Below are 14,321 nucleotides of genomic sequence, written 5' to 3'. Positions count from 1 at the left end.
GACAGATAATATTTCTATTTCCATAGTATCATTTTCCCCATGTAAATTACAGGGAAATTTGTATACCCTTACAATCTTTTTATATTTACACTAGTCTTATACCATTCATGAAATTCCACAACGACTTCCTTCGGTACATCAGGTAAAGAGGTAATCACAACCGGCTTGGAGCGATTGGTGAATTCCAGTGTAGCCACGTTAAATTTACGCTGCAGCCATGAATATTTACTCACGGTTTTCTGGATATTCTTACGTTTGGTTAAAAAGGTTTCTGTAATTAAACCGCCATTTCGTACCTGGATGAATGCATCTTTTTGCAAATAGCTTGTAAATTTATAATTAAGGAAGCGGAGAATCAGCTCAATTACGAATACACCTATTGCCAACCAAATCCAGTCTTTCTTGAAAAAAAAGAGACCGATTAAAGCAGCAATCGTCCAGTAATATGGGCGAATGAGCCTTAGCCATAATACATGCTTCGGTAAATGATTCATCTCTTCTTCAATATGATAATCTGGCAATAATTCATTCGTTAATGAATAGGCTTCATGCTTTGGCAGAAATGGGTAAAGTGAACTAATCTCCTCTTCACTACTCTCTGTTTGGCCGGCACTTACTACCTTGACCTCGGCCATTCCCAGAAGACGCTTGATTAAAGACTGTTTAATCGTGATTGCCTGAACCCTGCTTTTTTGAATGGAAAAAGTGTTTCTGTTTAACACTCCTTTAGAAATATAAATCCTTTGATTATCACCGGCTATTTCATAATTTCCATACTTGAGGACAGTTTGGATATATCCTATTCCAAAAGAAAGAAGAAGCGCAATTACAATCAACGGAACCAATAAACCTAAGTGATTCATAAAGTAGGTAAACACTGCTTTAGTGGATTCCTCTACATTAAAAAAATCATCAATATTTGAGTAAACAGCTGCCAGAAGCGGGAAAATAGCTAGAAAACTGAATGATGTCAGTGCAGCTTTTAAGTTATCTTTTTGAGTCGAGCGGAAGTAGATCTGCTTTTCAATGACTTCTTCTTCTTTTGCTTCATCTAACCGATTGGAATTCTTCCTGTATACTAAATCAAGGATGCGATCCGCTTCCTCTGAACTAACAGCCTCAAAGATTAGAGTCGATTCGTCATCCGTAGTCCCGGTTTCAAGTTTAATCGTTGTTAGCCCAAGCAGCTTATGGATAAAGTTTGTTTGAATATGATGGTCCTGAATTCGCTCATAGGTTGTTGTACGCAGCTTTTTAACAAACACCCCTTCATGAAGAACGATCGCTTCTTCGTTCAATTCATAGGTATTTGAATACCATTTTAAAGGAATGTATATAAGGGCCCAAGCAACAACAGCCCAAAATGCATATCGCGCCCATACAACCCAACCGGTCTCTGTACCAGCATTTAAAATAAATAAAAAGATGATAATAAATAAAAGACTTTTAATAAATGAAACAATTTCTATAAGAATCCAGGCAGGATGTTGTCTTTTCTTAGATTGATTCATAGCTTCTGCTCCATCCCTATTTCATCAAGGTCTTTCACCTTCGCGAAAATTGCAATTTGCTCCCGTAAAGCGATCGCTTGTTCAGAAGGTATGGCTGGAATCGTATGATTTGTAGTTGTCGTTCCTATTTCAACATCATAAAGCTGATACTTTCGTAAGAAAGGGCCTTGATGTGTCGATACATATTCTACTTTTGCCATCGGAATCACAATGTGCTCCACGATAAAATGGCCACGCTTCAATTGAACGTATTCCTCGTCAATCTCGTATCTCCAGGTTTTATGTTTATAATAAGGCTCGAAAAGAATAGAATAGATTGCCGAGAGTACAGTTAAACCAATAAGTACAATTAATCCATATGTAATCCATATCTTCCAATCATACATTTCTGAAAGATACCATAATACTCCTAATATAAGAATGGTAATCCCGTGTCCCATGCTATTGGACAGCCTCCAAACCAATATACTATCCTTCGATATTCTCTGCGTCGGTTCTTGAATCTCTAAATACATTGCTCCACATCCCTGCCTATCTTTTCCTATCTATACGTGAAGATAGATATTTACTCTGTAATGCTCCTATCCCTTATTTCGACAAAAAACCTTCTATTCCTTTTAATCAAACAAAAAACCCGGTAACTAGTCTTACCGAGTTGTATCCTTTCAGGGTTATCCCAGCTTGATTGAGATACTGCATTTAGCCTGTAACTCTTCGTTTGCAGGTAAACGAACAACACCTTCTTTTTGATCAAATCCATTAGGAAGTGCCATCCATGGTTCAAGACATACATATTGATCCGGCCGTTCTGACCACACAACAATAGTAGTAAAATCGTTGCTATACTCTACTTCTATAGTGTCTTGATTATTACTTAGTCTGGATATCCCTTCAGATACCGGACTGAAATTCTTAGCATCCTGAATAAGTAAATCTTTTAGGTTTTCTTCGTACTTTTTTGTTATGCCATCTTCATTATCAACATATTGAGTTGCTGGAATTTCATAACGACTGTTTGAATGATTCGCATTAAAATAAGGGTGAAAACCAGCATAGAATGGCATGGTTTCTGATGATAAATTTTTGTAGGTTTGGTAGATACTTAGTTTTCCGTCTTCCAATTTATACGTAAATTCTAGAGAAAAATGAAAAGGGTATTGTTTAAAGCTTTCTTCATCATCCTGCAGTTGTAAAGTAGCCCAATTTGAAGCTTGATCGATTACTTTCCAAGCTTTATTCCGGGCAAATCCATGCTGTCGCATTGTATATGTATGTCCGTTTAATTGATATTCATTATTTGGTAATGGGCCGCAGATTGGAAACAGAACCGGGTTTCCTCCACGGATATTTTTTGCTGGATCCGCAAACGTTTCCTCTTGTAAATATAAAATGTCCTTTCCATGAAGAGTTAGCTGAATTAAGATGCCCCCTCTTTCCGGACATAAAACCGCTCTTGAATCTGTGGCTTTTTCCGTAAGAACGATTACGTTATAACCCGCTATTACTTCCATCGTCATTCCGTTCACTCCTTAAACCTAAATTGATTTATATTTGTGAATTATACCACAATTCATACTCATATTGATTAATGGCTAGACAAAAAAACACAGTTTCGTTAGCAAACTAGATTGCTAGGAAACTGTGTTTTTAGTTATTTAGTCTTCTACTATATCCTTACGATTCTTCTTAAGCATTTTAGAAAGTACCTCATAAACAATCGGTACTACTACTAAAGTTAATAGCGTGGAACTAATCAAACCGCCAATAACGGTAATAGCCAGGTCTTTTGAAACAAGACCTCCACCGCCGCCATCACCGAGTGCCATTGGTATCATTGCACCAATTGTAGCAATAGCAGTCATGAGAATTGGACGCAATCTTGTTGCTCCAGCCTCAAGAATGGCTTCACGCATCTTCATTCCTTCACGTTCCATGTGAATGATACGGTCAACTAACACGATGGCATTTGTAACAACAATACCAATTAACATTAACAGACCCATCATAACAGATACAGAAATGGTTTGATCAGTTAGATATAATCCAACAAATGAACCTATTACTGCAAATGGCAAGGAGAACAGAATGGCAAACGGAGCCAATCCTTCACGGAATGTGACAACTAGGATAAAGTAGACAATCGCAACTGCTGCAATCATGGCCACTCCTAGCTGCGTAAATGTCTCAGTCATATCTGCTGCAACGCCGGCAACTCCTGTCGTTACACCCTTAGGTAAATCGAGTTTATCTACTTCTTCATCTGCTGCAGTTGAAGCCTTGGATACATCTTCACCGATAATGGTTGCAGACACAGTCGCATAATACTCACCTTCGGAACGAGCTAATGTGTTGAGTGTTGTGCCTTCTTCAACTTTCACTAACTCGGATAAAGGCATTGCCGTACCCTGTGCAGTTGGTATTGGCGTTTTCAGTAAGTCATCCATTGATTTCGGATCAGCTTTCGCTTCACGTTGAACGACTACCTCTATATCATTGCCATCATTTTCAACTGTCGTTAATACTTCTTTTTGATCAGATGCATTTAGTGCCATAACAATTTGGCCAGTAGTTAAACCATATTGCAGGACATCCGCCTGATCTACATTTAATACATGCTCTACATATGGATCCTCAGCATCCGAAGTCACATCTTCTACTTCATCCACATTACCGAGAGCACCTTCCACTTGTTTTACAGCATCCTGCAGATCATCCAAGTCCTTACTGTAAATCGTGTAGCTTACTTCATTGGATGACATGCCGCCCATAGCCGCAAAGTCTTGCAGCTTCCATTCACCTGATTGGCCGATATTAAGTAGATATTCTTCAACTTCTTCTTTTGCCTCACTGAAGTTTTCCATATCAGGATCAAAGATGAGGAACATTAATGCTCCGCCAGCACCGCCTCCCATAGCCATAGACGCTGCCATATCAGCAGAATCAGAATCGTTTACGGATAACTGGATTATATCTATATCTTTCCGGTCCATTAATTTCTCTTCGACTTGCTCAATGTTTTTCAATGTATCTTCCTGTAACTCACCAGTAGCTGGTGTGTACGTAATATACATTGTTTTCTCTTCCTGTGATCCCATAAAGCTGAATCCAATTAACGGTGTTAAGGCTATTGAACCAACTAGCAGAACAACAGCGATAATGGAGGTGATGATTTTATGGTTCAGCACCTTCGCCAATACACCTTTATACCATAATGCTAGTTTACCTACTTCTTTATGCTGACCTTCTTTTCTGTCACCATATATTCCTTTTCTGAATAAGAAGTGAGATAGTGCCGGAACAATTGTAATGGCCACGATTAACGATGCAATCAAGGCAAATGACATTGTTAGGGCAAATGGCATGAACAATTCTCCTACCATACCACCAATAAAGACCATTGGGGCAAATACTGCGATTGTTACTAATGTTGAAGACAATATCGGCTTGAACATTTCAAGCGTTGCTTCACGAATTAGCGCACGTCCTCTAAGCTTCTCTTCTTTCAAATGCATTCTTCGATAAATATTTTCCACCACGACAATGGAGTCATCAATTACCCGCCCAATCGCAACCGTAATCGCACCAAGTGTCATGATATTTAATGTAATATCCATCCAATTCAAGAGCAGTAATGCCATGAAAATGGATACTGGTATGGAGATAATGGATATAATCGTAGATTTAATATCTCGTAAAAATAACAAGATAACTAGAATTGCAATTAATCCGCCAAATAAAGCTTTTTCTATCATTGTAAATACAGAGTCTTCAATTGGTTTACCCTGATCAAGCGTAACATCAATCTTCAATCCATCGATTGCTTTTTCTTGATCATCAATTAAATCTTTTACAGCATTCACGACTGTCACGGTATTTGCTTCTTGTCCTTTAACGATTTGAATCGCAATGGCATCCTTACCGTTTGTACGTGAAACAGATTCCACTTTACCAACTTTTTTAATTTCTGCAATGTCACTTAATTTTACAAATGGCGTTGGGTTTTCCGCAGACGGTGTAACTGGAATGACCATGTTTTTCAGGTCATCAACCGTTTTAAGTTTACCATCTACATAAACCGCTTCTTCGCCTTCCTCAAACTCATAGAGACCAAGTGAAAGCTCCATATCGCTTGCCTGGATCATTTCCTTCACTTTGTCTTCAGTCAGTCCCAATTGCTTCATCTTTTCCTGATCGTAACTGAAGTTCACTTCTTCTATATGCTGCCCTGTGATAGTTGCAGAAGCTACACCATCAATATCTTCAATTTTAGGCAGAATTGTATCTTCAACAGTTGAGGTTAAATCTACAATGTCCTCTTCCCCGCTGCTGATGGATAAAGAAAGAATTGGCATCATATTCATACTGATTGCCATGATGGATGGTTCTTCAGCATCCTCCGGCATTTTTACTGCATCAATCGCAGATTCCAGCTGACGTTTTTTCTCATCCATATCTACCCCATACTCATACTCTACCTGAACCTGAGATACACTGGATGATGAATTGGAATATACGGCATTGACATCTTCAAGTCCTTCTATCGCCTTCTCCATTGGAATGGAGACTTCATTCATTACTTGCTCTGGAGCAGCACCTGGATATACACCCATAACAATTAAGTATGGAATAGATATATCTGGAATAGACTCCATTTTCATTCTTGTGCCTGAATAGATTCCTGAGGCTGTAATAATAATCGTTAATAGCCACACAGCCAGTTTATTTCCTAAAACAAAGTTGACTAACCCCTTCACCCTTACACCTTCCTTTTACTAAAAAGATTCTAACAATTGACTCAATTCCTACATTTATTTATAATAATGACTGGTTGGTCAGATGTCAACTAAATGAACAGGAGTGTCGGCATGGTTAAAAAACAATTAATAATGGAAAAGGCTTTTGAGCTTTTCGCAAAAAATGGGATTGAAGCAACATCTGTTCAACAAATAACGGAGGTCTGCGGAATCTCAAAAGGCGCATTCTATCTATCATATAAGTCGAAGGATGAATTAGTGTTTGCACTGATTGATTACTTTCTGAGTGATATGGCAGCCAATATTGAACAATCGGTCAGTGAATCTAATCCAGACCATTCACTGCTTTATCATTTTTATTTTAATATTTTTAGTTCGTATCAAAGCCATTCTAACTTTGCAAAGGTTTTAATAACAGAACAATTTACCTCCTGTAGTATGGAACTATTTGAACAGTTAGCAAAATATGACCAATTTATGAATTCTATCATATTCACTATAGTTGACCGACAATTTCCAAATGTGGATGATTCGATGCGGCCAGATTTGGTTTATACGATTAAAAGTTTCTCTAAACTATATGCAGAGCTATTTTTCATATCAAATTATCCTTTTGAGCTTAATATTCTTTGCAATTCTTTAGTTGAAAAAGTAACCATTCTAGCCAATCAAGCAACCATTCCGCTAATTTCAGCAGAATATTTAACCTATACAAGCTCAAAATCAATCATTCCTACCAAGGGAGAACTGGCTGATCTGCTTACGGCAAAAAAGGATGAAATATCAGATCTAACCGTACAGCAATCATTAGAGCTATTAAAAGATGATTTATTGAACCCCCAATATCCAGGAGTCATCATTCAAGGCCTACTAAAAAACTTAAAGGCAAATTCCCACACTAAATGGACTGCTTATTTATATGAAACATATTTGGAGACATTACAATAAATTTTAGTAACCGCAATTATTCATTAATCCCAAACACAGAGATGCTTGGGATTTTTATTTTAGGTATTGATTTATGAAATGTTCTAATTATTCCATTTATGTTTATTACACCCTGCCGATATTGCAGTATAATATATAGAATAAGAGGGTTTCACCAAGGAGGGGTTTTCATAATTGAAGGATTTAGGAAACAGCCTTTATACCATATTGGAATGGGTTATGAGGTTTGCTTATGTAAATATCTTATGGTTTTTATTTACGATGGTCGGTGTAATTGTTTTAGGGATATACCCCGCTACTACAGCCATGTTTTCTGTAATGAGAGAATGGTTAAGAGGGAATTCAGATGTACCTGTGTTCCATACTTTTTGGTCCTATTACAAAAAAGACTTTTGGAAAAGTAATCATTTAGGAATTTATACATCCATTATCTTTTTATTGATAGGTATTGATCTTTTTTACATACAGAGTGAGGCAAGCAAGCTTATGACCTGGACTCATATCCCGATATTTGCTTGTATTCTATTTTTTATCTTCTTACTGTTTTACCTATTTCCAGTGTTCGCTCATTATGATTTACCGGTACGATCCATTTATAAACAAGCGTTTTTCATTATGTTAATTAGCCCGATTCAAATCATCATGATGGTCATTTGCCTTGTTGCATTTTCAATCATCTCGTTCATCTTCCCTGCACTTGCATTTATTTTTGGTTTAAGCTTTTATTCCTTTATTACTTCATGGCTAGCCTCCTCCTCTTTCAAACGTTTAGAGGCAAACAACAAAATAAAACAAACTGATTTATAACTCTATCAGTTAATTAAAAACAAAGCACAAATGCTCCCTTATCGCACTTGTGCTTTTATTGATTTCATTGAATAAATTCCATAACCATAAAAACGACATACTCCCCATGCCAGGTGTATGTCGCTTTGGATTATCCTATTATCCTTTTACTGCGCTAGCTGATAATCCTTCAATTACTTTATTACTGAAGAAAATAAAGGCAAGCAATAATGGTAGGAAACTGATAATTAATGTGGCACCGATGGCACCCCAGTCAGTCATATACTGTCCAATAAAATTCTGAATGCCGACTGTTAAGGTTTTATATTTATCAGAGCTGATAAATGTATTAACAAAAACGAATTCATTCCAATTGTAAATCATATTGATGATAACTGTAGTTGACATAATAGGCATGGACATGGGCAGAACAATTCGGAAAAACATCCGGTTGATTGAGCTTCCATCTATGATCGCAGCCTCTTCAATTTCTCTTGGCAATGTAGTATAGAAGCCAAGCAGAATCATCATAGTAATTGGCAAATTATAAGCCGTATAGGTAAGAACAATCGACCATGGATTATCAATTAAGTTCACGTTCAAAAACATATTAAACAAAGGAATTAACGCTGAATGAATCGGAATCATCAACCCGATCATAAATAATCCTAATACAAGTTTACTGTATTTCCAGTGCATTCTTGTAATTGCATAAGTTGCCATACTTGCAAAAAGAACCGTTAAAACGATGGCAACACCTGTAATCCAAATACTATTAAAAAAGTATAATCCTATGCCACCATCCCAAACCTTCAAATAGTTTTCCCATCTAAATTCGGAGGGAAGAGCAAATGGCGAACCCGCAAATATCTCCTGATTGCTCTTTAATGAAAACAGGAAAAGCCAAATAATTGGGAACACCTGAAAGACCGCAACCACTGTCAAACAAATATATAACACTATTTTTCCAAAACGAGCCATTCTTTTCCTCTCCTATCTAATATTGGATTTCTTCCTTGGATGCAGTCAGTTTATTGATAATAAACGTCACAATTAACGTAATGACGAGTAACAGGAAGCCAATTGCACTGCCGTAACCAAAATTAGAGGATGAGAAAGCCAGCTTATACATATAGGATGCCATTACTTCACTGGATCCGTTCGGACCTCCACCTGTCATAACATAAATAAGATCGAAATATTTAAGTGAACCAACAATAGCCAGTACAATTGTAACTTTTACAACTCCCATGATCAGCGGCAATTTAATCTTCATGGCAATCTGCCATGGAGTAGCACCGTCTATTTTTGCTGCTTCAATTAAAGATTCAGGTATATTTTTTAGGGCTGCATAATAAATCAAGATATAAAATCCAGCATACTGCCATAGGATGGGGATAAAAATAGCATATAAAACGATAGATGTATCAGATAACCATAAAGGTGGATTTTCAACCCCAAACCAAACCAATATCGTATTTAATATTCCGTTCGATGGATTGAACACTTTAATCCAAAGCTGCGCAATAGCCACTGAAGATAGCAGCATAGGAATCAAATAAATTTTCCTTAATAAATTTGCCCCTTTTATTTTGGAAGCAAGAATGAGAGATATAGCTAAATAGATAACTAAACTCAATGTTGAAAAGATAGCCAGTAAAATGGAATGCCAGGCACTATCCCAAAATTTCGCGTCCTGGATTGCATTTATATAGTTCTCCAAACCAATAAACTTCATGGCTCCAATGCCATCCCAATCCATAAGCCCATAATAACCTGTCAAAATAAGCGGGATAAAAATCAGTACACTGACCAATAACAAAGCCGGCAGAATATACATAGCTATAATCCACTTATTGGACATCACCTTATTCATAAAAACCACCTCATCTGTATGTAGGAAAAGGATTCATCGTATCAGGATGAATCCTTTTTCCTTTGTCGTTTTACTTTGAAGAAAGCGCCTTTTCATGCTCTTTTGCAAATTTCTCTGGAGTTGTTTCCTTGCCGAATAAAGCTTGAATTTGATCTAAGTGAACCTGTGCTGCATCGGAGCTTAATTGTACATCCGCATATAAGGTAATATTAGTTGCTTTATTTAATTTCCCTAAAACATCTACATACATTTGCGGCAAATCAAGCTTCTCAGCATCAATTTTAGTAGCTGGTATTACGCCGGCATCCGTGACAGATTTTTCTCCCCACTGCTGAACAAAGTAAGATACGAAATCCTTCGCCTCTTCTTTTACTTTAGAGTCCTCAGAAACAAACAATCCAACTCCAGGTCCACCAACATAACTGTTCATATCCCCTTTTCCATCAACAGATGGGAAGTCAAAGAAACCAACCTGATCTTTAAATTCCTGAGGTACATCCGGATTTGTTGTGTAGTTTGGCAAATCCCATGTAGCAATTAGATACATAGCGGCTTGGCTGTTCATGAACATACTTTTTGCTTCTTCATCAGATAAACCGTTGAATCCGTTTACAAATCCATTTGCATCAACTAATTCCTGTACTTTTTCAGCGGCAGATACAAGCGCTGGATCTTCGAAAGAACCTGAACGATCAATGGCACCTTTCAATGCTTCAGTCCCGCCAATTCGATCCGCTAAATACATATACCATAATGAACCAGTCCATTTATCCTTATTACCTAGTGCAATTGGCTCAACTCCATTTTTATCAAGAGTTTTTGCGGCCTTTACTAACTCATCAAATGTTTTTGGAGCTTCTAAGCCATTATCCTTAAACATTTTCTTATTATAGAAGACAGAGGCTATATTAAGTTCCAGTGGCAGACCGTACGTTTTACCATCGATTTGGTAAGCTTCCGAAGTACCAGCTACAAAAGAATCCTTTAAATCTCCTTCTAGAATGTCATCCAGTGGCGCAAACTTTTTGCCTTCCACATATGGTTGAAGGTATCCTGCTGACCATGTCATTCCCACATCAGGAAGTTCATTGGAAGCAGATAAAACTTTAATCTTATCCTTGTATTGTTCATTGCTAAGTACTTCAAGCTCAACCTTAACATCCTTATGTTCCTTCTCATAATCCGCAACGATTTTCTGAACAATTTCATGATGTTGTTTAGAGCTTCCTTCCGGCCATAGGTGCATAAACTTAACAACTTTCTTTCCATCACTGTTTGACTTTTCGGTTTCTGACGAACATCCCGCTAGAACTAAAAATAAGGCCAAGAACCCAGCAAGAAAAGAAAACGCTTTCTTTTTACGCATAATTAAACCCCCAATAGTTAATTTGACTTACTAGTAAACTTAAATTTAGAATATCATGGAAAACTTTGTTTGTCTACTAGATAAACAAAGTATTAGATGTTACTATTATAGTAAATGTGATAGAAATGAGGCGGACCATTGAAAACGTATAATCAACAGGTTGTTAAAAAAGAAAATAAGTCTTTGGTCATGCATGTCATTAAAGAATCTCCTCCTTTATCACGAACAGATGTGGCCAATAAAACCGGCCTTAATAAAGGAACAGTCTCTTCATTGGTTTCCGAGCTTATAGAGGAACAGCTCGTATCTGAATCCGGACCCGGCAAATCTAACGGGGGCAGACGGCCAGTTATGTTATTATTCAATGAAAATGCAGGCTATTCCATAGGAATTGATCTTGGAGTTAACTATATTTTAGGAATCGTGACTAACCTGCAGGGGAAAATCCACAAAGAAAAACTGATAAAATTCCAGGAACTAACCTATGAAGATATTAAAAAAAGACTGTATGAAATGATTGATTGTATGGTTGCTTCCATACCTGATTCGCCATATGGTTTAGTCGGGATTGGTATTGGTGTACCAGGCACGGTCGATACAACCGGAAGAATTTTAATGGCTCCTAATCTAAATTGGAAAAACATCGATTTAAAAAATATGGTCGCAAAAAAATACTGTGTACCTGTTACAGTTGAGAATGAAGCGAACTGTGGGGCATATGGCGAAAAAAATTTTGGTGTCGGAATAAATTTCACCAACATGATATACATCAGTATTGGATTTGGAATCGGAGGCGGCTTAATCCTGGATAACCAACTTTATCAGGGTAATAATGGACTTTCAGGGGAGCTCGGTCACATGACGATTGAAAGAAACGGAGAGAAATGCCGGTGCGGAGACCATGGATGCTGGGAATTATATGCATCAGAGAGATCCCTGGTCAGTCAGGCGAAGCTCATGATGAATGATCCCACCATTACACTCGAACACTTAATTGATCTTGCCGAAAATGAAGACCCTACAGCAATTGAATTATTCAGTGATATAGGGAAATCGATTGGGATTGGCATTAATAATATCATTAATATTTTTAACCCTAATCAAGTTATTCTTGGCAATCGCCTGGCCGCCTGTAAAAAATGGATTCACTCTTCCTTAGTAGATACCATAAAAAATCATTCACTGTCTAATCATCAAAAGAACTTACATATTCAATATTCAAGTCTAGCGAGTCATTCATGCGCTTTGGGCGTAGCTGCTTTTTCAACTGAACATTTCTTAAATAACGATTTGTATCATCAAAGTATTCAAACCTATCCATTGGTGGATCAATATTAGCTGCTTTCTTTGCTGACATAATCAAATTTCATATTTATGAAAGCGCTTCTATTTTTATATATTAAGGAGGATACAAAATGAAAATTCAAAACCCTATTTTAACTGGCTTTAACCCTGATCCAAGTATTTGCAGACGTGACGAAGATTATTATATTGCCGTTTCTACGTTTGAGTGGTTCCCGGGAGTAGGTATTTATCACTCTAAGGATTTAAAAAATTGGTCATTAGTTTCTCGTCCATTAAATCGATTAAGCCAATTAAATATGATGGGAAATCCTGATTCAGGCGGTATCTGGGCTCCTGCTCTCTCCTACCATGATGGGAAGTTCTGGCTCATTTATACGGATGTTAAGGTGACAGGCGGACAGTGGAAAGACAGCCATAATTATCTCAGTACCTGCGAAACGATTGATGGCGAATGGTCTGATCCAATCCATCTTAATAGCTCTGGCTTTGATCCATCTTTATTTCATGATGCTGACGGCAAGAAATATCTTGTGAATATGGTCTGGGATCATCGTCTTGGAAACCATAGTTTCTATGGAATTGTACTTCAGGAATATAGTGTAGAAGAGAAAAAGTTAGTTGGAGATAAAAAAGTAATCTTTAAAGGGACCGACATCAAACTGACAGAAGCTCCGCACTTATATAAATGGAATGGATACTATTATCTATTAACGGCCGAGGGTGGAACAAAATATGATCACCAGGCAACCATTGCCCGCTCCAAAACGATTGATGGACCATATGAAGTACATCCGGAAAATCCGTTAATTACATCGTTTCCTTATCCAAGAAATCCATTACAAAAAGCGGGCCATGCTTCTATCGTTCACACTCATACAGATGAATGGTTTTTAGTCCATTTAACCGGACGCCCTCTTCCTAAAGAGAATCAGGCATTACTGGATCCAAGGGGATTTTGTCCGCTCGGACGTGAAACAGCCATTCAACGATTAACATGGGAGAACGATTGGCCATATGTAGTGGGCGGTAATCAGCCTTCTCTTGAAATAGAAGGTCCTAAGATGGAGGAAGTAAAATGGGAAAAAGACTACCCTGAAAAAGATGATTTTAACGAGAAATCATTGAATATTAACTTCCAAACTTTACGGATTCCGTTAGGAGATCATCTCTCATTGGAAGACAAACCAGGTCATTTACGCTTGTACGGTAAAGAATCACTCACTTCAAAATTCACACAGGCTTTTGTAGCAAGACGCTGGCAGCATTTTAACTTTACAGCAGAAACTAAATTGGCTTTTAACCCGGACACTTTCCAGCAGGCTGCCGGCTTAGTAAACTATTACAACACAGAAAATTGGAGCGCCCTTCAGCTTACATGGCACGAAGAGAAAGGTAGAGTTCTAGATTTAAGCGTTTGTGATAATTTCACCTTTGATCGACCATTGAGAGGTAATGAAATTCCGGTACCGGATGAAGTCGAATATGTTTATATACGTTCCGAAGTCCAAACAAACACGTATCACTACTCCTATTCATTCGACGGAGAAGCTTGGACACAAATCCCGGTAACCTTATACTCTTATAAACTATCGGATGATTATATCCGCGGAGGAGGATTCTTTACTGGAGCATTTGTAGGCATGCAGTGCCAGGATACATCTGGAGAAAGCAAGCCTGCGGATTTTGATTACTTTACTTATAAGGTCAATGAATAATTTTCGTAGGGGTAAAATAGACTGCTTTAGCTTAAGAGGGGATATCCAGACCGGATATCC

General features: G+C 37.6%; 11 protein-coding genes. 4 read left to right on the top strand and 7 right to left on the bottom strand.

Annotated features, from left to right (window positions below):
• Nucleotides 1–68: 68 nt before the first annotated feature.
• From AC4D4B_RS04445 to AC4D4B_RS04430, 4 genes are all read right to left on the bottom strand, one after another.
• Complete coding sequence (locus AC4D4B_RS04445; protein WP_490999256.1) at nucleotides 69–1,511, bottom strand: PH domain-containing protein; 1,443 nt, start codon at nucleotides 1,509–1,511, stop codon at nucleotides 69–71.
• Complete coding sequence (locus tag AC4D4B_RS04440; RefSeq protein ID WP_490999255.1) at nucleotides 1,508–2,026, bottom strand: PH domain-containing protein; 519 nt, start codon at nucleotides 2,024–2,026, stop codon at nucleotides 1,508–1,510. Before AC4D4B_RS04440 ends, AC4D4B_RS04445 begins: the two co-directional genes overlap by 4 nt.
• Before the next feature lie 156 nt (nucleotides 2,027–2,182).
• Entirely contained in the window at nucleotides 2,183–3,028 is an 846-nt protein-coding gene (locus AC4D4B_RS04435; RefSeq protein WP_490999254.1) for an aldose epimerase family protein, read from the bottom strand.
• A 138-nt stretch (nucleotides 3,029–3,166) separates the two neighbouring features.
• Entirely contained in the window at nucleotides 3,167–6,265 is a 3,099-nt protein-coding gene (locus AC4D4B_RS04430) for an efflux RND transporter permease subunit (protein ID WP_490999253.1), read from the bottom strand.
• A 111-nt stretch (nucleotides 6,266–6,376) separates the two neighbouring features.
• Here AC4D4B_RS04430 and AC4D4B_RS04425 point away from each other — a divergent pair, with 111 nt between their 5' ends.
• Nucleotides 6,377–7,213 (top strand): TetR/AcrR family transcriptional regulator, encoded by an 837-nt coding sequence (locus tag AC4D4B_RS04425; protein ID WP_490999252.1) that lies wholly within the window; start codon nucleotides 6,377–6,379, stop codon nucleotides 7,211–7,213.
• 174 nt (nucleotides 7,214–7,387) lie between these two features.
• Complete coding sequence (locus AC4D4B_RS04420) at nucleotides 7,388–8,020, top strand: YesL family protein (RefSeq protein ID WP_490999251.1); 633 nt, start codon at nucleotides 7,388–7,390, stop codon at nucleotides 8,018–8,020.
• Between the two features lie 138 nt (nucleotides 8,021–8,158).
• Here AC4D4B_RS04420 and AC4D4B_RS04415 read toward each other — a convergent pair whose 3' ends face one another.
• From AC4D4B_RS04415 to AC4D4B_RS04405, 3 genes are all read right to left on the bottom strand, one after another.
• A complete protein-coding gene (locus AC4D4B_RS04415; RefSeq protein WP_490994854.1) occupies nucleotides 8,159–8,980 on the bottom strand; it encodes a carbohydrate ABC transporter permease in 822 nt (273 codons plus the stop codon).
• A gap of 16 nt (nucleotides 8,981–8,996) precedes the next feature.
• Nucleotides 8,997–9,875, bottom strand: a complete 879-nt coding sequence (locus AC4D4B_RS04410) for a carbohydrate ABC transporter permease (protein ID WP_066106306.1) — start codon at nucleotides 9,873–9,875, stop codon at nucleotides 8,997–8,999.
• Nucleotides 9,876–9,945: 70 nt separating this feature from the next.
• The gene (locus tag AC4D4B_RS04405; protein ID WP_490994855.1) at nucleotides 9,946–11,241 is read right to left on the bottom strand and encodes an extracellular solute-binding protein; all 1,296 of its coding nucleotides are present in this window, start codon (nucleotides 11,239–11,241) and stop codon (nucleotides 9,946–9,948) included.
• A 138-nt stretch (nucleotides 11,242–11,379) separates the two neighbouring features.
• On the opposite strand from AC4D4B_RS04405, the gene AC4D4B_RS04400 reads away from it, so the two are divergent.
• Together AC4D4B_RS04400 and AC4D4B_RS04395 are read left to right on the top strand one after the other, a co-directional pair.
• The gene (locus tag AC4D4B_RS04400; protein WP_490994856.1) at nucleotides 11,380–12,579 is read left to right on the top strand and encodes an ROK family transcriptional regulator; all 1,200 of its coding nucleotides are present in this window, start codon (nucleotides 11,380–11,382) and stop codon (nucleotides 12,577–12,579) included.
• 77 nt (nucleotides 12,580–12,656) lie between these two features.
• Complete coding sequence (locus AC4D4B_RS04395) at nucleotides 12,657–14,261, top strand: glycoside hydrolase family 43 protein (RefSeq protein WP_490999250.1); 1,605 nt, start codon at nucleotides 12,657–12,659, stop codon at nucleotides 14,259–14,261.
• Nucleotides 14,262–14,321: the final 60 nt, after the last annotated feature.

Source organism: Pradoshia sp. Z6_59, from assembly GCF_058267515.1.
This window is presented reverse-complemented; position numbering and strand designations above follow the sequence as displayed.